This window comes from Asanoa sp. NPDC049573 (assembly GCF_040676615.1).
Classification (GTDB): Bacteria; Actinomycetota; Actinomycetes; order Mycobacteriales; family Micromonosporaceae; genus Asanoa.
Genome location: NZ_JBFAPI010000008.1, coordinates 247342 through 267902 on the forward strand (window position 1 = coordinate 247342; position 20561 = coordinate 267902).

Here is a 20561-nt window from a genome sequence, read left to right on the forward strand (position 1 = left end):
AAGATGAGCAACGGTGATCCGCTCCTGGCTGGACAGGTCAACACCAGCCCCACCACCACGATCCGCAGCGCCAGCACCGAGCCGACACTGACGCTAGCCAACGAAAATGGGCCGGCATTGCGCCTGGTCACCGGCAACGATTACACCATCGTTGCCGAGCCCGGCACCGTGGCCCCTAACCACATCGGCCTGCGCGTCAGCTTCGCCGAATGGGAGGTCCCGTGGGAGACGACGACCAACATCCTCAATAACGGCAACGCTCTGATGCCGGTGGCGGTGCCGCCCACCCGTGTGCTGGACACCCGCAACGCCGCCGGCCGCGATCGTCTGATCGACGGCCGCAGTGACATCGACGCGCAGGGGCGGGCTGTGGGGGGTGCTTTCCTTGTCGTCGACGTCGGCGGGCTCGTCTCTGAGGCGCAGGGTCTGTTCGCGACGGTGACTGTCACGAAGACCGCCAGCAGCGGGTACGCCACGGTGTGGGGCACCGGGCAGTGGCCCCGTACCTCGACGATCAACTGGTGGGACAAGGGCCAGGTGCTCTCCAACGGCGTGCTCAGCCAGTGCGGTTGGTACGACGTGAACGGCAAGCAGTACAACACCGTTGTCGCGGTGTACGTGTCCGCGGCTGCCGCGATCGTCCTGGACGTGACCGGCTTCCTCGTCGGTGACCCGCAGTTGGTCGCTAGCGAGCAGGTTCCGTCCACGTCGAGGGCGTCTGCCGGCGCGCGGACGACCATCGGCCGCCGGCCGGAGCGCGGGCTCGTGCGCCGATGAGCGGGATCAACGAGGGGAGAGCGGTAGAGGTGTCCACGGAGACGAACCGACGCCGGCTGCTGCGAGCCGGAGCGGCAGCCAGCGTCGGCGCGGCCGCCGCAGCTGTTTTTGCGGGCGACCCCGCGCACGCGGCACCAGGCGAGCCGGTGCTGCTCGGCCGTGACAACGACGCCGGCACCGCCGGCACCGTTCTCAACGGCGGCGACGCTCTCAACGCGACGCTCACCGTGACGAGCGAGGTGCGGATCGTGCCCACCCCGGTCGACCGGATCCCGCTCGACGCGCCAGTCGGCACGGTCGCAACCACCGACGCTGGAGATGTCATGGTCGCCGGGCCCGACGGCCCGACGTGGTTGCACAACGATCGCTGGTCCAACATGACAGAAGCGATACGACCGGTTCGGGTCCTGGACACCCGCCAGAAGTTCGGTCGGATCCTGTCCGGTGCCGAGTTCATCGACGCCAACGGCCGGGTCGCGGGCGGCAAGACCATCGTCGTCATGCTCGACGCCTACCTTCCGGACCTCTACCGTCGCCGGACGGTCTCGGTCTACGTCAATGTCACGGTGACCCGCACCGTGCAACGCGGCTACCTCACGACCCACAACCCGGTCCGGCCCCGCCCGGCCACCTCCTCGCTGAACTACTCAGGCCCGAACCAGACCATCGCCAACCTCGTCGAGGTAAGCACGTTGATTCCGGGCGAGACCCACAGCGCGTTCGCCATCTTCGTGAGCAGCCCAGCCGCCGTCATCGCAGACGTCTGCGGCATCACCAACCGCTGGCCGATCGGCTTCTAAGCCCCACCGCTCGCAAATCGTTCTGAGATCCGGTAGTGCGCCAGGAGCGGCATGACCGTGACCACACACTGCGGACAGCCGCTACCTCCCCGACGAATATGGCATCGGCTTCGCCGCCGACGCCCGAGGCCACGGCTTGCAGGCCCAACTCCAAGCCGTAGAGGTATGGGTGTGGGACGACGCATGGCTGCCTGACTTCATCGCTCGACTGGCCGCCGACTGCGAAGGCTGGACCCACGAGCGGACCTGCCAGACCAACCACCTATCGGTGCGCGCCAGCATCCATGGCGGCGGCCACGTCGCACTCACCTCGAACGCCCACTCCTGGCTGACAGTCGCTCGATTAGCGCCGCACCGGGCGGGCGAGGACGAGGCCCGGCTAGACCTGGTCGACTTCTCCAACACCGCCTTGTCAAGGACCAAGGCGATGAGCAGATGGCGGATCTTGGCAACGGTCAACGCGATCGATTCGCCGCGGCGTGGGGTGAGGCGCTCGGCGCTCCCCTGAGCTCAGGTGGTCGTCGCGACGACGGCGTACCCGCTCCCGCGGTAGCCGGCGACCACCGCCGCGCCGATGCCAACCCGTGGCGTGGTGACGACAGCAACCTTCTGCAAGGAGTCCCTTCGCCACATGCGGTGCCCCTGCCGCGCACACGTCGTGGTGTGTGTCGCCGGACGCGTGTGGAAGGATCGGCGGCCATGATCGTTGGTGGCACATCGGAGACGGCAGACGGCGGCAAGGGCTGGTTCGTCGGGCCGTGGAAGTCGGTCGTTCCCGTCGCGGTCGGCTGGGCCGACCGGGGCATCGACGAACCGCACCGACACGACCAGATGTTCGAGATCTACCTGGTGGCCCGCGGCGAGAGCGTCGCGCTCATCGCCGGTGAGCGGGTCCACCTCGACGCCGGCGACATGCTGGTGGTCGAGCCTGGCGAGTCACACACCTTCGTCTACAGCTCCGCCGACTATCTGCACTTCGTCGTGCAAGCCCCGTTCGTCGCCGGCGACAAGGTCGACCTCGACGCCTGACAGGCCGCGATCCAGGACGGCTTCGGCCCGTGAGAGCCATGCCCGCCGGCGCGCAGGCGAGGAACCACGTCGCCATGATGCTTTCGCCATTGTCCGATCCTGCTGCTCCAATGGCGGGACGGTCTACACCTGTGCCAGGTCGTCGACCATGGCCCCTGGGATTGGCCCAGCCCCACCTGCGGCAGCAGACGCGGCCGAAACCATCGGCTCGGCCCGTAGTCGGCGCAGGAAGTCGGTGAGGATCTGCGGGATCCAGTCAGGCACTGCCGGGGCAACGGTCGGTGTCAGCGGCTCCCACGGTTCACGCGTCGAACACAGACACGCAGGCCACTGGCCCGCCATGCTCGCAGCATGCATCGATGATCAGCTGTCGCGTGGGGCGCAGGTCGTCGTCAATCTCAAGGAAGTCATCGTCTGCGATTCCGAGAGGGCGCCACACAGGCGTCTTGGAAATCCCCGACTCAGGTGCGCCCTCAGACTTCGGATTCGTCGCACCTCGTACAGCGAGCTGACGACGCGGCTTGCGCGGGCGCGTCCGCCGGCAATTGCAACGGTAGCGTGCATACGACCGGGGCAGTCAACGCCTCGGTCGCGGGAAGGTGCTTGATTGGCGCGACGACCGCGCCAACCGAATGCGGTTCAACATCGATAGCGCTAAGAACCATGCAAACGAGGCGTTTAGCCAACGAAGCGACTCGGGACAGGAAATCGCGCTCTCGCGGTTTCGCCCCCAATTGTCGCGGGCCGCGACCTGAGAAAAAGTTGCTACAAGAGCGAGCAGGACTGCCCCGCTTGGTGGGATTGTGGGCCGCCAGGGACTCGAACCCTGAACCTATGGATTAAAAGTCCACTGCTCTGCCGGTTGAGCTAGCAGCCCGCGCCGCTTAGGGTACCTGACCTGCGGCGAAAGGTGGAGCCGGTTCCCGTGTTGGGGCCGGATGTCCGCATCGGCGTGACTCTTGAGCATCCGAGCGAGCCGTGATGCCGCAGCTCAGGGCCCTGCTTGCGCAGGAGTTGCGGAGCCCCGGCGGACGCGTTCGGCGGGGTGTGTGCCAGGCCACGTCATCGAGGTGGACGGGCTGGGTGGGTCAGCGGCCGGCTTTGGCGTGGTACTGATCGACGATGTCTTGGGGGATGCGGCCGCGGTCGGAGATGTCCTTTCTTTCGTTCTTGGCCCAGGCCCGGATGGCCTTGTTCTGCTCGCGGTCGATGCCGGGCGCGCCCTGGCTTCGGGTGGAGCGGCCGGAGCTGGTGGGGATGACGCCGCCTCGTCCGATCTTTGCGCCGGCCACGAGGCAAGGCGCAATTGCGTTCCGCATTTTGTCAGCGTTTTTCTTGGAGAGGTCGCGGCCCAGTGTTCCGCGCTCTTAGGTCTCGAGGGAGTCCCGCAGGTAGACGTCGAACCGCGGCGCAGCCGCAGTCGGCCCGCCCTCAACCGCCCCGACCCGGCGCCAGCCCCACCCTTCGTAGATCGCCTTGGTATCCACAGCAGTTGGTTGCACTGTCGACGTCGCACGCTCTTCACGCCTGCTGCCGAGCAGGCTGTCATGCAAGGAATGCCCGAGTCCGCGACCACGCGAGGCCAGGTCGACTGCGAAGTCAAAGAGTAGAAACGTGCGGCCTGGCCACTCCTGTGCATCTTCCGGCTCCAGCTGTGGCATGAAGGCCTTCCACCGCGTCGTGTCGGCAGCGACCGTGTACCCATGCGCGAAGTCTTCTCCCTGCCATGTAAGCCTCACGCCGAAGCTGTCGTCGTCCAGCAGTCACGTCGCCAGAGCCCTCGGCTGCGCACACCGGTGATGATTGGCCACTCCGTGGCGCCCGGATCTAGCGATGTGCGTGCACCCGATCAGGGCAGAGATTCTCGTTATTGATCTGCCAGCTTGATACGTGATCGGTAAATCTCGTAGGCGGGCTTGGGGAGGTAGTCACCGGTGCAGAGGCCGAAGGTGCCGAGCGGGGAATCCGCGGCGGAGTCGGCGTCGGAAAGGGCGAAGAGCTCGAACTGCGTTGCGCCGGCGGCGGTGGACGCGTCGATCAGCGCGGTCAGGGAGGACATCTGACCGGCGGGTGTGCGGTGCGCGCCGCTGGGGCTGCCGGCCTCGGCGATGTGGATCGGGATGCCGGGCGGGAAGTGCGCTTCGGCGAGGCGGCCGCGGAGGTGGTTCACGGCGTGCAGAGTGGCACCGTGGACGTCGTCGTGGGGGGAGAAGCCGTCCGGATAGAGGCCGAGTCCCACGTAGTTCACGTGGGCGGCGAACGCCGGGTACGGAACTGACGCGAGCTCTTTCCAGAACTGGTCGTCCCCGCCGAGCCATTCGGCGGGTTCGGCGAGGGAGAAGCCGACCTGGACGCCGTCGCGGACCTTTGTGCGCGCGTGCGGCAGGCCTTGAGTGAGTGCGGTGATGACGCCGGGCGAGCTGCCGTCGATGCGCGGGATCGGAAAGTTCGCCTCGAGGGTGACCTGTAGGTATCTGACGAGGTGCCCGTATCGGTCGAGGGCACGGTCGATGAAGTCGAGCCAGCCGTCGAGGTCGGCGACCGGTGGTAGGTAACTCAGCACGAGGTCCAGCTCGCGCCCGCCGGTGACGTACCAATCGTCGGGCATGGTCAGGTGGTCGAGGTCGCCGGAGGCGTCGATCTCCTCGTCCAGGGCGGTGTTGCCGCCGCACCAGCGGACGTATTCGCGGATCACGAAGGGCCGGCCGCCGGATAGTTCGTCGACCAGTGGGCCGATGCGACGTGGATCGGCAGGCCCGGCGCACATGGCACCGGCACGGCTGCCGACGTAGATTCCGAATTTCATACGACTACCTCCAGGTCGCCGCCGGCGAGCCGGTCAGCGGTCTCGGTCAACCAGGTGATCTCGGTGGCCAGCACGCGCAGCCAGTAGTGGACCTCGATCATCTGGATTTCGGGCAGGCCGGGCGGGATCACCGGTGTTTCGCGCCGCAGACGCTCGGCGCGAGCGCGCAGCACGGCGATCGCCTCAACGGCGGGCAGGATTCCCAGGTACGCCACGGCGGTAAGGAAGTCGGCCGAGGCGGGCGCGGTCTCGGTCAGCGCTTCGCGGACGCGTGAACGGAACAACCCGATCCCGGCATCGGTGGGCTGGTAGGTGGTTCTCGCAGGGCGGTTGGCGACGCTTTCCGGGGCGCTGGGAAGGAGAAGACCGCCATCGGCCAGCGACTTCAGGAGCGTGACCACGCTGCTGCGCCGAATTTTGAGATGGGGGTAGCGGCTTTCAAGGCGTGCGGTGACCTCGTAGGCATGGGCGGGTTGCTCGACGAGTAAGCCAAGGATCGGGAGCACGAGGCTGTTGCGGGTGGCGTCCAGCGGCATGCCAACCACCATATAGGCGTATACGACTATTGGCTAGCTCTGCTGCGAGCCCGCCGGTGACCGACACCCGCGGCGCCGGCGCCGGTCCACGGTCCGGCCGCCTACGTCCCACTGGGCCGTGGCGGTTGTTCGGCATGCCGCCCGGCCAGGATGCGGCCCGTCTCGCCCAGGTCGATCCCGCGCGCCTCGCCGACGTGTGAGTCCACCAGCCGCGTCACTCACATGGCGCCGGCGGGTCGAGCACATCGGCGATGCACTCGGCCTGACGATCCGCTTCGAGGTGTCTCTGCGGACGAAGCGCGAGCCGAACTGAGCAAGACGATCCCGGCGATCGGCGTGGAGACCTTCCTACGTCAGTGGGCGGCCCACAACGGCACCCCCGCCCAGGTCTCCACGACCGTCGAGGACGTCACCGGCCGCCCGGCGCGGACCTTCGCACAGTGGGCCGTGGACCACGCCGACGATTTCCGCTGACGGACTGCACAGTGCACACCCATCGGCATTAAGTGCCCCCGGGGAGAGTCCGATTGCCGCGCTGCTTTGCCCGCTTGGCGCCACCCCAGAGTGAGCCAGGGTTGGCGCGCCGCGGGTACCGTTCGAGCATTGCGCCGTACAACTCCTCGGCGGCGCCGGTGGTGGCGTCGAGGGCGTTGAAGTCTCGCAGGTACGCCGCGGTCTCGGCGAGGATGGCCGGGTCGTCCGGCCGGTCCGGGTTCGTGTGGCCGGCGACCACCGCGGCGGGGTTCAGTCCGCGCAGCCCTTCGGCGGTCGCCGCCCACTCGGCCCGGGTCGCCGTGGTGGTCTCCGCCATGTATTGGTGGGTGTCGTTGTAGGCGACGTCGCCGGCGACCAGTAACCGCAGGTCGGGCACCCAGAGGACGGCGGACCCGGCGGTGTCGGTGAATCCGGTCTCGATCGCCCGCAGTTCGTGTCCCTCCAGTTCGATGGTGGTGCCATCCAGCGGTTCGGGAGTCGGCAGCGGCTGCGGGATCTGGCCGGGGAACAACCGCTCCCAGAACGATTCAACCGACTCCGGTCCGGCCTGGGCCACCGATCCGGCGGCGGTTTCCTTGGTGGCCACCGCCCGTACGCCGGGGAAGGCCTCGAGGACCCGCCCAACGCCGAACTGGTGGTCGCCGTGCGGGTGGGTGATGAAGACGTGCGTGAGCCGGCGCTCAAACGACCGCACCCAGTCGACCAATGCCCGGTTCTGGTCCACTGTGGCGTAGGTGTCGACGAGCACGGCGTCGTGTTCGCCGTAGATTATGGTGGCCGTGTTGACGACCCAGAACAGATCCTCGGGGCCGAAAGGCAGGTCCCGGGTCAGGCCTGGCCTGCGCATGTGGTGCACGGCGTACTGCATGGTCTTCTCCCTTATCGGGTGTCAGTAGCGAACGTTGCCGGCGCCGCGAGGCAGCGGCACGGTGGTACGCCGACCGTCGACTGTCGCGCCGGCGAAGGCGAGGGCCGGCGCGAGGTCGCGGTTGTTGACGGCCGGGAAGTTCAGGGCCGGCTCGGAGACCTCACCGAGCCGTTCCGTCAGCCCGGCCGGCAGCTCTACGTCGACCGCGTCCAGATTGGCCTTGAGCTGGTCCAGGCGCCGCGCCCCGATCAGCACGGAGGTCACGCCGGGGCGGGCCGCGACCCAGGCGAGCGCCGCGGCGGCGGGAGTCACCGCCGCCTCTGCGGCGACCTCGTGCAGTACGTCGATGACCCGCCAGTCCTGCTCCCCGGGACCACCGATCAGGCCGCCGCGCAGCGTGTCGACGGTGTCGGTGCCGCGGGCGAACTTCCCGGAGAGCCAGCCGCTCTTGAGCGGACTCCACGGCAGCACTCCCAACCCGTGCTCGGCCGCCATTGGGATCAGTTCGCCCTCGCTGGTGCGTTCCAGCAGCGAGTACTCGAGCTGCATCCCGATCGCCGGCGTCCACCCACGAAAGTGCGCGACGACCTGCGCCTCTGCCGCCTTCCAAGCGGGCAGGTCGGACAACCCCACGTATCGGATCTTGCCGGCCGTGACCAGGTCGTCCAGAGCGCGCAGCGTCTCGTCGATCGGGACCCCACGATCCCAGTTGTGCAACCAGTAGATGTCCAGGTAGTCGGTGCCCAGCCGGCGCAGCGACTCCTCGGCCTGGGCGACCACGGCCTTGCGCCCGGCGCCGCCGCCGTTCGGGTCGCCGGGGAACAGGTTGCCGAAGAACTTCGAGCCGAGAACGATCCGCTCCCGCAGCCCGGGCCGAGCGGCCAGGAAGTCACCGATGATCTTCTCGGAGTGTCCGTTGGTATAGATGTTGGCGGTGGCGATCGAATTGCCGCCACGTTCCAGGTACTCGGAGATCATCGCCTCGGACTCGGCGACCGGGGCTCCCCAGCCGTGGTCCTCGCCGAAGGTCATTGCACCCAGCGTGTAGGGGCTGATTCGCAGGCCGGAGCGGCCCAGCGTGACGAAACTGTCGAGTGGCATGTGCCGAGTCCACCCCTCCCGCCCCGGCACCGGGTAGGTCGATGCTGCCAGCGCGTTGCCCGATCCTGCCAAAGTCGGCAGGGTGGCGGCATGTACGCGCTGGCCCAGATCCGGGACCTGGTGCTGCGCCACGCCGGACGCCTGACACCGGCCGGCCTCGTGCTACACCGCAGCGACCACCCCACCGAGTCGATGCCGACCCAGTCCACACCGGTCTTCGCCCTCGTCGCGCAGGGCGCGAAACACGCCGCAGTCGGCGCGGCGAACTCGTCGGCGCGCCCGCCGAGCGCCACTGGCAGGTGATCGACGTGCTGCAGGAGGTCGCGGCCGAGGCCGGGGTGACACCGGAAGCCACGGCGCTGGCGTGGGTCGGCGCCCGCCCGGCGTGTCGTCGGTGCTGATCGGAGGCCATGCAGGGCGTTCGGGTCGAGGTGGGACTTGTCATGTTCGAGGCTCATCCGCAGTCGACCGAAAACCCATGGTCGGCCATGACGGTGGCCACGCCGTCGCCTGGTGGTCAACCCGGGTGAAGCCGGGCCCGCGTGCCACGGGACCGGGGCTGGGGTGGTCCCGAAGTCATCCAGGGGCTACTTCGCCGCCGACGCGGCGACCATTCCCCCGTCCAGCGGGGCGTCCCGCAGCTCCCGGCGCGACCCGATGGCGAGCTTCGCGAAGATCTTGCGCAGGTGCCACTCGACCGTTCGGGGACTGATGAACAGCTCGGCGCCGATCTCCTGGTTGGTGCGCCCGTCGCGGGCCAGCGACGCGATCAGCGACTCCTGTGGCGTGAGATCCAGCATGGTGTCGGAGGTGCGCCGGCGCACGTTCTCGCCGGTCGCCTGCAGCTCGTTGCGGGCCCGTTCGTCGAAAGCCTCGGCGCCCATGTGGGACAGCATGTCGTGCGCGCGGCGCAGCTGGCCCCTGGCCTCGGCGCGCCGGTTGCAGCGGCGCAGCCACTCGCCGTAGACCAGATGGGCCCGGGCGAGGTGGGCGTTCATGTGGCATTCCTCGAGCCGGTCGATCGCCGTGCGGTAGAGGTCCTCGGCGTCCGGGCCGTGACTCAGCAACGCCCGCGCGTAGGCCTCGGTGCCCAGCGCCCACGGCGTCCCGCTGGCCCGGGTCCGCTCGGTCAGCTCCCGCAGCGCCGCCTCGCCGACGTCCCATCGATCGAGCCGCGCGGCCGCCTCCACCAGCTCGGGCAACGCCCATGACTTGGCCACCAGCTGGTCGCCGGTGGTCGCCCGCTGGGCCGCCGCCAGCGCCGTCGCGTACCGGCCGAGACCGTTGTTGAGCACCGCGGCCGCGTACTCCGTCAGCACGAGGGCGCTGCCCTGCCCGCGAGGGAACGCGTCCTGGATGCTGGCCTCGATGACCCTCCCCGCGCCGGACTGGTCGCCGCGCCAGGCCGCCAACATGATCGGGGTGTACGGCGGCGGCATGACGTGCAGGGCTGAATTGAGCGCGGCCGCCTCCTCGGTCGTGGCCGTCGCGGCGACGAAGTCACCGGCATGGATATGGAAGCTGCCGAGGTAGTCGAGGGCCAGCGGCAGCAGGTTGAGCGTGCCGGTCTCACGGGCGCCGCGCACGTTGCGGCCCAGCAGGTCGAGCCAGGCCGGCCCATCCCACAGCTCCGCCGCGACGAGTGTGGCCGTCAGGCAGACCAGCGTGAGACCGTCGCTGGACCGGATAGCCTCGACCGCCCGCCGCAACGTCGGCGCCCCGGCCGCGTACCCCTGGATGAACTGGGCCGACAGCCCGTCGAGCAGGAGGTCCACCGGATGGCGCGAGCCGGGGATGGCCGGCGCGGCGCGAGCCGCCTCGGCGACGGAACGGATGCCCCGGTCGGGCTCGAGCCGCCCCGCGCCGGCGAAGACCGCCGCGAGCAGCGCCTCGAGATAGGTCTCCCGGGCCAGCGGCACGTCCAGCGGGGTCAACCGGCGGGCCGCGTCGAGCAGGAGGACGGGCGCCTCCGCCTCCCGGCTGCGGGCGAACACGACCTTGGCGCGCAGTCGTTCGAGGCGGGCCGTCTGCAGGCTGTCGAGGCCGGCCAGCTCGGCCGCGGCGAACAGCTCGTCGGCGGCGTCGACAGCGCCGGCCGCCAACGCCGCCTGGGCCGCGTCCAGCGCGCGCCGGCCACGCAGGCCGGGATCCGGCGTCAGCTCGGTGGCCCGCCGCAGGAAAGCGGCCGCGGCTGCGGCCCCGCCCCGGGCCCGCGCCCGGTTGGCGGACTGCTCGAGCTCGCCCGCCAACGCCTCGTCCGGCGCGGTCGCCGCGGCCGCGAGGTGCCACGCCCGCCGGTCCGGATCGGTCCGCGGGTCGGTCGCGTCGGCCAGCGCTCGGTGGGCCCGCTGGATGTCCGGACGGTCGGCAGACCGGTGCACGGCGGACCGCACCAGCGGGTGGGCGAACCGGACCCGGGTCGCCAGGGTGATCAGCCCAGCGGCCTCGGCGGGCGCCGCGACCTCTTCGCCGAGACCCAGCGCCTCGGCGGCCCGCCACAACACGGTCGGGTCGCCGACGGGTTCGACGGCGGCCAGCAGCAGGAACTGCTGGGTCGGTGCGGGCAGCGCCCGCACGCGCCGCACGTACGCCCGCTCGATCCGGATGGTCCGGCTCTCGGTCTGCCAGGTCTTCGACGAGCCGTACCAGCCACCGAGCTCCGTGGCGGACAGCTCGGCGGGCAGTTCGAGCAGGGCCAGCGGGTTGCCCCGGGCCTCGGCGAGGATGCGGTTGCGCAGTCGCTCGTCGCGCAACGCCGGCGCCACGGAGGCGAGCAGGTCGCGGGCGTACTGGTCGTCGAGACCGGTCACGACCAGTTCCGGCAGCCCCTCCAGCTCATGGTCGTCGCTGGGCTCGAGCTGCGCGAACACGAGAGCGATCGGGTCGGCGCCCAGCCGCCGCGCTACGAACGCCAGAGCCTGCACCGAGGCGCGGTCGAGCCACTGGACGTCGTCGATCAGGCAGATCAGCGGGCGGCTGCCGGCGGTCTCGGAAAGCAGGGTGAGCACCGCGAGCCCGACCAGGAACCGGTCGGGCGCGGGCCCGTCGACGAGCCCGAACGCGACCCGCAGCGCGTCGCGCTGCGGCGCCGGTAGCGCGTCGACCTGGTCGAGCATGGTGACGCAGACCTGTTGCAGACCGGCGTAGGCAAGCTCCATTTCGGACTGTACGCCGGTGACCCGGATGATCCGCGCGTCCGCCCCCTTGTCGCCCAGATAGTCGAGAAGCGCGGTTTTGCCCTCACCGGACTCGCCGCGCAACACCAGCACCATGTGCTGGCCGGCGCGTACTTCGCCGAGGAGCTGGTCGAGCACCCCACACTCGGCGCGCCGACCGTGAAGCCCATGTCCTGGATTCATCCGGACATCTCCCGTGGAGCGGGTTCGCAGGTGGTTCGAGCCTAATCCGCCGGACTGCCAGCGGGGGCGGTAAGCCCTCGGGTCACGACGTCGACGGCCGTGCGGGTGGCGACGACCAGGAGTTCGGCGGTGACGTCCGTCGGGGAGTTCGCCTTGGGTGAGCGGAGCGCCAGCGCTTCGATGCTGATCGGCACGTCGCGGTCGAGGCGGCTCAGACGTATCGTCCGATCACGTCACGGATCACACCGTCGCGGATCAGGTAGGCGTAGGTGAAGTTCTCCGTGCCGCCCGACCCGGTGTCGTACCGGTAGGTCACCACCAGTCGGTCGCCCTCCCACCGCTGCTCACCCGGCTCGTAGCGACCGCCGGCGTCGAGCACCTCCGGGATCAGGAACCGTTCCATGATCGCGTCCCGGTCCGGGTAGATCCGCCCCACGCTGTCGAACCGCGCGTCGGGCGCGAACAACGCGGCAACGGCGGCCTGGTCGCCGGCATTGGCGGCGACGGCGAACCGTCGTGCCACGTCCGTCGCGGCGTTCCGCTCCGTCTCGGACAGATCAAGATCCGGCGAAGGCACAGGGGCCGCCACGCCGGCGTTCGGATTCTCGGCCCGCGGTTCCGGGTCGGCACCGCATGCCACGGAGCCGAAAAAGATGACCACGAGAGCGGCGGCGTGGAGTGTCGTTGTGCGCGGAGTCATTCGCATGTGGACGATCCTGGGGCCGGGGCGGCGGCCCGGTCCAAGACCCGTGGCAATAACCGTTGGCTATGACGGGATGCTGTGCTCGACCCAGCCGGCCACGGCGGCTCGGAGCGCCGTCACCAGTGGACGGTCGTCGTCGCGCCGCCAGGCCAGCACCAGCCGGGCCGGTGGCAGGCCCATGACCGGCACCAGGGCGGTCTCGGCACGGGCCAGCAGTGGGGCATTGCCGGCGGCCACCAGCACGACGCCCACCCCAGAGGCGACCGCCTCCGCGGTCTCCTCCGCCGTGGAGACCTCGCCGCCGACGATCGGCGCTCGGCCGCCCCGGCCGTCGACGGCCAGCCAGAAGTCGCGCAGTTCGCCGCTCTCCGGCGGAAGGGCGAGGAACGGCTCGTCGAGGAGGGCGTCGAACGGGATCGTGTCGAGCCCGGCGAGCCGGTGTGCGGCGGGGAGCGCGACCACCCGCTCCTCGGTGGCGACCTCGATCCACTCGAAGCGGTCTGGGCCAGGGAGCGGCAACCAGACGAATGCGGCGTCGGCCTCGCGCGTCCCCGACTGACGCGGACTCGCCGCGGGTCGACCGGCGGGCGCGGCGAGCCCGCCGGTAGGGTCGTCCCAGGCCACCTGCCGCATGATCAAGTCGGCTCCGGGCGCCAGCCGGGCGAACCGAGCCCGCAGCGCGGGTAGCAGGGACCGGCCGAGCCCGGTGCTCATGCCGACCACGATCTCCCGCCGGGACGCGACTGAGGCGAGCCCCGCCTCGGCGTCCGCCCAGGCGGCGAGCACGGCCTTCGCGGCGGGCAGCAGCGCGGCGCCGGCCGGGGTGAGCCGCACGACCCGGCGGTCCCGGTCAAAGAGGGGCGCGCGAAGTTGGCTCTCCAGTGCGTGGATTTGCTTGGACAGCGCCGGCTGGCTCACGTAGAGGTCCTCGGCGGCCCGGGTGAAGTGGAGCCGTTCGGCCACCGCCACGAAGTAGCGCAGATCGCGCAGGTGAACGTCCATTCCTCTTGGCTATCACAGCGGGTCTTGGACGGCGGCGGGGCCGCGCGGGACTGTTGGCTCTATGACCGATACGGACAGAGTGTGGTTGGTGACCGGCGCCACGAGCGGGCTCGGCCGAGCGATCGCAGCGGCGGCGGCCGCGGCCGGGGACGTGGTGGTGGCGACCGGCCGGCGTCCAGAGCGCATGAAGGAACTCGTGGCTGCGAACCCGGACCGGGTGGAGGCGCTCGCGCTTGACGTCACCGACCCGGCGGCGATCGCGGCGCGCGTCGCCGACGTGGAGCGCCGCTACGGGCGGATCGACGTGCTGGTAAACAACGCGGGTCGCGGGCACGTCGGGGCCGCGGAGGAGGACTCCGACGAGAGCCTGCGTGCCCTGTTCGAGGTGCACGTGTTCGGGCCGGCCGCGCTGGCCCGCAGCGTGCTGCCCGGCATGCGCGCGCGTGGCGAGGGCGCGATCGTGCAGCTGTCGTCCTACGGCGGAATGGTCGGCAACGCCGGCTTCTCGGCCTACTGCGCGACCAAGTTCGCCCTCGAGGGCTATTCGGAGTCCCTCGCGGCCGAGGTCGAGCCGCTCGGCATCCGCGTGCTGGTCGTCGAGCCCGGCAACTTCCGCACCGGGCTGCTCGGGCCGACGATGACACGCAGCACGCCACTGCCGGCGTACGCGGCGACGGTCGGCGCTACCCAGTCCTTCCTCGACCGTTCGCACGGCGCCCAGGAAGGCGACCCGGCGAAAGCGGCCGCTGCGATCCTGACCGCGCTGGCCGCCCGATCGACCCCCCGTCGGCTGCCCCTGGGCGCCGACGCGGTCGACGGGATCCTGGCCCACCTGGAGACGGTCTCGGCCGGCATCCGCGAGTGGGCGCCCATCTCTCGCGCGACCGCCTTCGACGGCGCGCACGACCCCTCCGGTGCCCTGCCCCGCCCGTGACTATGTACACCGGACACCCAACGCCGTTCGCACAAACCGATGTGCGGACCGGACATGATCGCCAAATGCCATGGCGGGCTCATAGACGCCGAACGGCGCCCCCCGACCAGCGAAGCTGACCCCACACCCGATGCGTCCGGCGGAGAGGGTCAAGCTCACACCCGCATAATGTCCACTATGGTGCGAGGCGGGTAGCGACTTGCACTGACAGCGATGTGCGCCTATCGAACGGAGACAAGCCGTTCACCGCGGTGGGCCGCAGCAGCCGGTCGAGTCCACGCTTGAGAAGGCTTGTGCGACTGGTCTCAACTCGAGCAGGAAGATGATCGCCGACTGTCCCTGACAGGAGATGAGGCCTTGGGTCGCATGGTGGCAGCGGGATTTACGACAGACCGTTGCGGCATTCGATGTCCAAGTTCGCGTCTCGCAGCCTCAGGTAATCCCGCGACGTGGGAGGGCGGTACGTCCCTGGCTGGTCCACAGCTTGCGCAGACCCGAGACCGCGACCGCCACTACCGCAGTTCCGGCACCCAGCCCGACGAGCAACAGCAACGCTCCGACGGCGTATAAACCGGTGTCGTCGTCGCGAGCCGCCTGCACGGTCCAACTCGCCGTGAACGCGACAGTCAACGTGACTGAGGCCGGCACCGGCCGCACGCCGGCCACCAGCGCGGTCCCCAACACCATCAGTAGCGACAATGCGCAGCCAGCCACTTGCCACGTCTCGAACGGCCCACTCTGCAGACCAGTGACCGGATCGACCTGGTACTCGTGATCCCACCCCATCCAGGCGAACCATGACAGGGCAGACAGGACCGCAACCACCGTCAGACCAATCGCCTGCAGCACATGGCTGTTCCAGGATCGGATCCGGTTCGAAGGCATGACTGAACCGTACGGTGGTCAGTGCAGCCGGCCTTGAGTACAGCTACTCAACAGACTGGCCGAGAACCGGCGACATGAGTTCGGCGCTGGTCGAGGTCTACTCCGGAGGCTTCCAACGCCGCGACGACGGCCACGGCCTGCTCGCTCAGCCGCACCGCATTGTCGTAACGTCCTGCATGTAAGAGCCTCACGGCCTCATCGACCGAGTCGCCAACCCGCTGCAACGACCCGTCGTCTGCACGCCGCCGTCCCAACCAAGACGTGAACGCCACGCCGCGAGAATAGAGCCAAATATCAATCCGCGGAGTGCCCACGAGGCCGACCACGCGACTCGTGCCCCCGGCCCATCACCTAGCCGCTGTCAGAGCCGTCCCGTCTGCTCTCCCTCCAGCAATGCGCCGTGGCGCAGCAATGCCGTCCAGCTGTGCGACTTGTAACGCCAGACCGGGTCCGCGTCCTCGGCAGCCGCCAGCCACCCGCACACGCGATGAAGCCCGCCTCCGGTGGTGAGGGCTTCCGCTCGGCGCGCGCAACGGCGTAGAGCGTTAAGACGCCGGGAACGTTCGGGTGTTCCTTGTCGCAGGTCAGTCCAGCGACCTGATGGCCGCGTTCCGACGACTCGGTGCCGCGTCCCGGTGACGTGGCGGTTCAGGCGCCGTCGCGGGTGAACGTCACATGGGTGACTCCGCTGGACGAGGAGGTGGCCTCGACCCGGTAGTCCTTCTCGATGCCCTCCAGCCCGTCCCAGAGGCGCACGCCCCGGCCGAGCAGGATCGGGACCACCACGACGTGCATATGGTCGACCAGCCCGGCAACGACGAACTCGCGAATCATCGTGGCGCCTCCGCCGAGGCGGATGTCCCGGTCGCCGGCGGCCTCGCGGGCCCTCTTGAGCGCCTCGGCCGGCGACGCGTCGACGAAGTGGAACGTCGTGCCGCCTTCCATCTCGATCGGTGGGCGGGTGTGGTGGGTCAGGACGAAGACCGGCGTGTGGAACGGCGGGTTGGGACCCCACGCCCCCTTCCAATCCGGGTCCTCGTGCCATCCGGGGTGGCCGAACTTCCCAGCACCCATGATCTCGGCACCGATCCCGGACTCGAACTGTTGCACGAAGAGGTCGTCGACGCCTCCGCTACCGCCCTGCTCCCAGGACCGGGTGGCGAACATCCACTCGTGCAGCCTGTCTCCGGCGTGACCGAAATGTGCGTCGCGGCTCTGACCCTCGCCGGTGCCGAAGCCGTCGAGTGAGATGGAGAAGTTCTGCACGCGAACGAGTGACATGGCTGGTGCTCCTTCGGTCGCCGGCGGTCATTTCGCGGTCATCAGCGATGTTTCCAGCCTCATTGTCATGACGTCTAATGCCAAGTTCGCCGATATCTCATAGATAAACTTGATGCATGTTGAACCTGACTCAGCTCACGGTGCTCGAGTCGGTCTCCCGCCACGGCTCGGTGACCGCGGCCGCGAAGGAACTGCGTTACTCGCAGCCATCGGTCAGCCATCACCTGGCGCGTCTGGAAGCCGCCACCGGAGCCAAGCTGATCCAACGCGTGGGCCGCGGTATCCGGCTGACCCCCGAAGGAGAGCTGCTGGCGCGACGAGCGGCGGAGATCCTGGGGCGACTCGACGCTGCGTCGGTCGAGCTCGCCGCCCGCGTAGGGCTTCGTGCCGGACGGGTACGGCTTGCCGGTTTCCAAACGGTCCTCAGCACCCTCGTGCCGAAGGCAGCCGCCGCGCTCTCCCGGTCGTACCCGGGCATCGAGTTGAACCTGATCGACGCCCATCCGGTCGACAGCCTGCGGATGCTGCGATCGGGAACCGTCGACAGCGCCTTGATCTTCCGCAACGCCGACACTCCCCCGGACGAGGCGGAGGGATTCCGGCTCACCCACCTGCTGGACGACCCCCTCTACCTGGTTAGCGACCACCCCGATCAGCGCCTCGAGGACCACCGCGAGTCCGCCTGGGTCGGCGGCTGCGAACGCTGTCGGGCCGCCACCATCACCGCATGCGAACGCGCCGGCTTCGCTCCACGCTTCGCTTACTTCTGCGACGACACCGTCATCACCCAGGCCCTGGTGGCCGCCGGAATGGGTCTCGCGATCGTCAACGGACTCGCGCTGCGGGCGCACCAGGCGCCGGGCGTCCATGCCACACCGTTCACCGACACCCCTCGCCGGATCTACGCCGCGACATACGGAGACCCGCCGGACCCGCCAGCCACCACCGCGCTGCTCGAGATCCTGACCTCACTGCCGTGACGCACCCCGGCGCCAGAGCAGCGCTGCGGTCTCGGCCCCGGCGTCCAGACCACGTCCTTCGCCGAGGGCGATGCCGTTGAGATCGAGGTCGGCCAGCACGCCGTAGGGGTCGGAGGGTGCGGCGTCCGCGGTCGCGGTGAGGACGACCCGGCAGGGGCATACGACCACCCGCGACGGCCAGCGCACCGGCGCCGCCACGAAGACGTAGTCGATGCGGCGGTGGTGCCGGCTGGACCAGCACCGCGGCCGCGAACAGTGCGACGGGTGACGGCGGAGCCAGACCTCCGTGGTCCGGACGAGCCACGGACGGCACCGTCCTGACCGCCGCCACCGTCCTGACCGCCGCCACCGCCATCAGTGGCCCGCTGCGGGTGCTCCCCGACGGCCCCGCCGACCCCGTGCCATTCGGCCCGTGGAACCACCGCGTCGACGCGGGACGCACGCTGCTCGGCGGAGCGATCAACGAAAGGCACCATCCCATCGCGGGTTAGGTGGACCTGGCACCTGATTCCGGATCACCGCCCGGGTTGCCGCTCCTTGATCTCCTGCAGGAGCCACCCGTTGCCTCCGGGTCCGTGAACGAGGCGAACGAGGCATAGCTGCGACCGTCAGGCGCGGGTCCGACCACCCGTTTCTGCTCGCCGCTGTCGTACACGTTGTGGTAGATCCCGCTGACCTCCGCGCCCCGGCTGATCAGGTCGGCGCGGGCCTGTTCGAGGTCGGAGACCACGAGGTAGGTCCCCTGAGCACTGCCTGGTGCCGCCGGGGTGACTCCGCGGCCGAGCTGGATCGAGCAGGCCGACCCCGGTGGGGTCATCTGCACGATCCGGAATCTCGGGCCGGGCTCGTAGTCCGCGTCGAGTCGCCATCCCAGTCCCTCGTAGAAGCCCAGGGCACGGTCGACGTCCGCCACCGGGATGGCGATGACCTCGAGGGTGGTCGGCTCCTGGACGGCGCTCGCTGCGCCGCCGTGCTCTTGCTGCCGGGTGCTCATCTTGACCTCCTGCGCCGCCCCGGGTTGCCTGACCACGCCGACCCGGGGCTCCTGCCTCTCTATCGCAGCGATCGGAACGTGTCGCGGAGGTCTTCCGAGAGCAGCTGCGGCTGCTCCCACGCGGCAAAGTGGCCGCCCCTGTCGTGCTGCACGTAGTGGACGAGGTTGGAGTACGCCCGCTCCGCCCAGCTGCGCGGAACCCGGTAGATCTCATCGGCGAAGACGCTCACGCCGACCGGTACCCGCACGCCCTTGGCGGCGAAGAACGGCAGCTTGCTCTCCCAGTACAGCCGCGCCGAGGAAACCCCGGTGTTGGTCAGCCAGAAGAGCGTGATGTTATCGAGGATGTCGTCGCGCGTCAGGTCGCTCGGCCTCTCCAGGCGGTCCTCGAGGACCTGCTGAACCAGGCCCGGCTGGCCGGTCCCGTCCCCGTGGTCGAGCATGAAAGCGGCCAGGTCGATCGGCGAGTCCGCCAGACCGTAGAGCGTCTGCGGACGCGTCCCCATGATGAGCCCGTACGCGACGTGCGGACCGAAGAAGCCGAGTAGCTGGTCGTACGTGGTCCGTTCCTCGGCGGAGAGGCCGTCCGGCGCGGGAGTGCCCGCGAACGACGCGGCGAACAGGTCCGGCGGAACCGCGCCGGGCATGTTGGTGTGGATGCCCATCAGCTCCGGCGGCGGCGGCTCGGCGGCCAACGGGTCGGCGCGGCCGCCAGCCATCGCATCGACGACGATCGCGCCCCAGTCACCGCCCTGCGCCGCGAACTGCGTGTAGCCGAGCCGCTTCATCAGCTCGACGTAGGCCGCTCCGATGTGGACGGGGTCCCAGCCGGTCCCGCTCGGCTTGCCGGAGAACCCGTACCCGGGCATGGAAGGGATCACGACGTGGAAGGCATCTGAGGCGGTTCCGCCGTATGCCGTCGGATCCGTGAGTGGGCCGATGAGCTTCAACTGCTCGATGACCGATCCGGGCCAGCCGTGGCAGACGACCAGCGGGACCGCGTCCTCGTGCTTCGATCGGACGTGGACGAAATGGATGTCCAGCCCGTCGATCTCCGTGGTGAAGTTCGGCAAGGCATTCAGTCGCGCTTCGCACTTGCGCCAGTCATGGTCGTTCGCCCAGTAACGTGCGAGGTTCTGCATGAGCGAGAGCGGCACGCCCTGCGAGTCGTCGTCGACGGTCTCCTTCTCGGGCCAACGCGTGGCGTTGATGCGGGCGCGCAGATCCTCGAGGTCCGCGTCGGCGAACTCGATCTCGAATGGCCGGATTTCAGCTGTGCGCGGTTGCGTTTTGGTCTTGACAGCCACAAGGTTCTCCTAATCTGCCTATGCACTCCTTCGAGATCGAGCGGATGGGCTCTGACCTCGTACCGCGGACGCTCGGCGCTCCCGGGCTCGTACCTCGCGAGGAGCATCTTCGGTGAAGGCGCGGCGCGAATCTTGTGGCAGATCGGCAGGGCGCCAAGTCCACGTGGTCCGAGGGTAAAACGGCTTTCTCCGGGTCGAGGCCATACGGGCAATCCCGCGGCGACGCGACCGCAGGGGCAATACGAAAGGCAACCAGACGGTGATGCTCGTTGATATCGTGCCGTGCTGGCGTGACGCCGGCGGGCAGCGGGCAATCCCTCGCTGCCGTCGGTGGTCGTGACGTAGCAGACGGTCTCCCGGGCGTGTGGAGAGTGAACCGCGACCCGTGGGTGAGTCGTTCGGCACGCACGCGGCGCCCGTTTCGCGACAGCCAGGCGGGGACGGTGGTAGCGGCGCGGGCGGCGAGGTGCCGCAGCGTGGTCGGGCGCCTGCCGCCATCGGCCGCGCGGGCGATCAGCCAGAGCAACGCGGTTTCGATCGGGTCGGGCAGCTCGAACGAGAACCCCGTCGCCGGGTCGGTGGCGGGGCTGGGTGGCGGTGTCGGCGGCCATGAGTCGGCGCGTGGCCCTTCAGCACCGCTAACTTGCGACGACCCAACCTGCCTGCCTGGCGCCCTAGCCCGCATAACAGTCCTAATGGTGTTG

Annotated in this window: 20 protein-coding genes, 1 tRNA gene and 1 pseudogene; 8 read left to right on the top strand and 14 right to left on the bottom strand. The window is 69.4% G+C overall.

Translation table 11 applies throughout. The features are described from left to right. The first annotated feature begins 3 nt into the window (after positions 1 to 3). The 4 genes and pseudogenes from AB0J74_RS20405 (at position 4) to AB0J74_RS20420 (ending at position 2606) form a co-directional block, all read left to right on the top strand. Positions 4 to 777 (top strand): hypothetical protein, encoded by a 774-nt coding sequence (locus AB0J74_RS20405; protein WP_363450044.1) that lies wholly within the window; start codon positions 4 to 6, stop codon positions 775 to 777. 29 nt (positions 778 to 806) lie between these two features. Then, a complete protein-coding gene (locus tag AB0J74_RS20410) occupies positions 807 to 1577 on the top strand; it encodes a hypothetical protein (RefSeq protein WP_363450046.1) in 771 nt (256 codons plus the stop codon). Positions 1578 to 1665: 88 nt separating this feature from the next. Further along, positions 1666 to 2085: pseudogene (locus AB0J74_RS20415) on the top strand (DUF6228 family protein); the annotation flags it as partial. A 191-nt stretch (positions 2086 to 2276) separates the two neighbouring features. Next, complete coding sequence (locus AB0J74_RS20420) at positions 2277 to 2606, top strand: AraC family ligand binding domain-containing protein (protein WP_363450048.1); 330 nt, start codon at positions 2277 to 2279, stop codon at positions 2604 to 2606. A gap of 804 nt (positions 2607 to 3410) precedes the next feature. On the opposite strand, the gene AB0J74_RS20425 is transcribed toward AB0J74_RS20420, so the two are convergent. The 4 genes from AB0J74_RS20425 to AB0J74_RS20440 all read right to left on the bottom strand — a co-directional run bounded on the left by AB0J74_RS20425 (position 3411) and on the right by AB0J74_RS20440 (position 5948). Next, positions 3411 to 3483, bottom strand: a tRNA-Lys gene (locus AB0J74_RS20425). Positions 3484 to 3694: 211 nt separating this feature from the next. Beyond that, positions 3695 to 3961 carry an Lsr2 family protein gene (locus AB0J74_RS20430; RefSeq protein ID WP_363450259.1) on the bottom strand — a complete coding sequence of 89 codons (267 nt, stop codon included), beginning with the start codon at positions 3959 to 3961 and terminating at the stop codon, positions 3695 to 3697. A 512-nt stretch (positions 3962 to 4473) separates the two neighbouring features. After that, positions 4474 to 5412 carry a hypothetical protein gene (locus AB0J74_RS20435; protein WP_363450050.1) on the bottom strand — a complete coding sequence of 313 codons (939 nt, stop codon included), beginning with the start codon at positions 5410 to 5412 and terminating at the stop codon, positions 4474 to 4476. Next, positions 5409 to 5948 (bottom strand): helix-turn-helix transcriptional regulator, encoded by a 540-nt coding sequence (locus AB0J74_RS20440; protein WP_363450052.1) that lies wholly within the window; start codon positions 5946 to 5948, stop codon positions 5409 to 5411. The genes AB0J74_RS20435 and AB0J74_RS20440 overlap by 4 nt, the downstream gene beginning before the upstream one ends. 336 nt (positions 5949 to 6284) lie before the next feature. Here AB0J74_RS20440 and AB0J74_RS20445 point away from each other — a divergent pair, with 336 nt between their 5' ends. After that, on the top strand, positions 6285 to 6422 hold the full coding sequence (locus tag AB0J74_RS20445) for a hypothetical protein (protein ID WP_363450054.1): 138 nt from the start codon (positions 6285 to 6287) through the stop codon (positions 6420 to 6422). 28 nt (positions 6423 to 6450) lie between these two features. On the opposite strand, the gene AB0J74_RS20450 is transcribed toward AB0J74_RS20445, so the two are convergent. Both AB0J74_RS20450 and AB0J74_RS20455 read right to left on the bottom strand, forming a co-directional pair. Continuing rightward, on the bottom strand, positions 6451 to 7311 hold the full coding sequence (locus AB0J74_RS20450; RefSeq protein WP_363450056.1) for an MBL fold metallo-hydrolase: 861 nt from the start codon (positions 7309 to 7311) through the stop codon (positions 6451 to 6453). A 21-nt stretch (positions 7312 to 7332) separates the two neighbouring features. Then, a complete protein-coding gene (locus AB0J74_RS20455; protein WP_363450058.1) occupies positions 7333 to 8412 on the bottom strand; it encodes an aldo/keto reductase in 1080 nt (359 codons plus the stop codon). Positions 8413 to 8502: 90 nt separating this feature from the next. Between AB0J74_RS20455 and AB0J74_RS20460 the strand changes: the two genes are divergently transcribed. Further along, positions 8503 to 8715: an AraC family transcriptional regulator N-terminal domain-containing protein gene (locus AB0J74_RS20460; protein ID WP_363450060.1), complete on the top strand. Its 213-nt coding sequence runs from the start codon at positions 8503 to 8505 to the stop codon at positions 8713 to 8715. Between the two features lie 284 nt (positions 8716 to 8999). Here the strand turns inward: AB0J74_RS20460 and AB0J74_RS20465 are convergent, their stop codons facing one another. The 3 genes from AB0J74_RS20465 to AB0J74_RS20475 form a co-directional block, all read right to left on the bottom strand. Then, a complete protein-coding gene (locus AB0J74_RS20465; RefSeq protein WP_363450062.1) occupies positions 9000 to 11771 on the bottom strand; it encodes an AAA family ATPase in 2772 nt (923 codons plus the stop codon). A gap of 211 nt (positions 11772 to 11982) precedes the next feature. Then, on the bottom strand, positions 11983 to 12294 hold the full coding sequence (locus AB0J74_RS20470) for a nuclear transport factor 2 family protein (RefSeq protein WP_363450064.1): 312 nt from the start codon (positions 12292 to 12294) through the stop codon (positions 11983 to 11985). 243 nt (positions 12295 to 12537) lie between these two features. Beyond that, positions 12538 to 13476 (bottom strand): LysR substrate-binding domain-containing protein, encoded by a 939-nt coding sequence (locus tag AB0J74_RS20475; protein ID WP_363450066.1) that lies wholly within the window; start codon positions 13474 to 13476, stop codon positions 12538 to 12540. 61 nt (positions 13477 to 13537) lie between these two features. Between AB0J74_RS20475 and AB0J74_RS20480 the strand changes: the two genes are divergently transcribed. Beyond that, positions 13538 to 14410: an oxidoreductase gene (locus tag AB0J74_RS20480; protein ID WP_363450068.1), complete on the top strand. Its 873-nt coding sequence runs from the start codon at positions 13538 to 13540 to the stop codon at positions 14408 to 14410. A gap of 432 nt (positions 14411 to 14842) precedes the next feature. Here the strand turns inward: AB0J74_RS20480 and AB0J74_RS20485 are convergent, their stop codons facing one another. Both AB0J74_RS20485 and AB0J74_RS20490 read right to left on the bottom strand, forming a co-directional pair. Beyond that, the gene (locus AB0J74_RS20485; protein WP_363450070.1) at positions 14843 to 15295 is read right to left on the bottom strand and encodes a hypothetical protein; all 453 of its coding nucleotides are present in this window, start codon (positions 15293 to 15295) and stop codon (positions 14843 to 14845) included. 648 nt (positions 15296 to 15943) lie between these two features. After that, entirely contained in the window at positions 15944 to 16576 is a 633-nt protein-coding gene (locus AB0J74_RS20490; RefSeq protein ID WP_363450072.1) for a dihydrofolate reductase family protein, read from the bottom strand. A gap of 116 nt (positions 16577 to 16692) precedes the next feature. Between AB0J74_RS20490 and AB0J74_RS20495 the strand changes: the two genes are divergently transcribed. Beyond that, the gene (locus AB0J74_RS20495; RefSeq protein WP_363450074.1) at positions 16693 to 17556 is read left to right on the top strand and encodes a LysR family transcriptional regulator; all 864 of its coding nucleotides are present in this window, start codon (positions 16693 to 16695) and stop codon (positions 17554 to 17556) included. Here AB0J74_RS20495 and AB0J74_RS20500 read toward each other — a convergent pair. The 3 genes from AB0J74_RS20500 to AB0J74_RS20510 form a co-directional block, all read right to left on the bottom strand. Next, positions 17545 to 17754 (bottom strand): hypothetical protein, encoded by a 210-nt coding sequence (locus tag AB0J74_RS20500; RefSeq protein WP_363450076.1) that lies wholly within the window; start codon positions 17752 to 17754, stop codon positions 17545 to 17547. The genes AB0J74_RS20495 and AB0J74_RS20500 overlap by 12 nt on opposite strands. Before the next feature lie 289 nt (positions 17755 to 18043). Beyond that, the gene (locus tag AB0J74_RS20505) at positions 18044 to 18550 is read right to left on the bottom strand and encodes a VOC family protein (RefSeq protein WP_363450078.1); all 507 of its coding nucleotides are present in this window, start codon (positions 18548 to 18550) and stop codon (positions 18044 to 18046) included. Positions 18551 to 18609: 59 nt separating this feature from the next. Further along, positions 18610 to 19857, bottom strand: coding sequence for an epoxide hydrolase (locus AB0J74_RS20510; RefSeq protein WP_363450080.1), 1248 nt, complete (start codon positions 19855 to 19857; stop codon positions 18610 to 18612). Positions 19858 to 20561 lie beyond the last annotated feature (704 nt).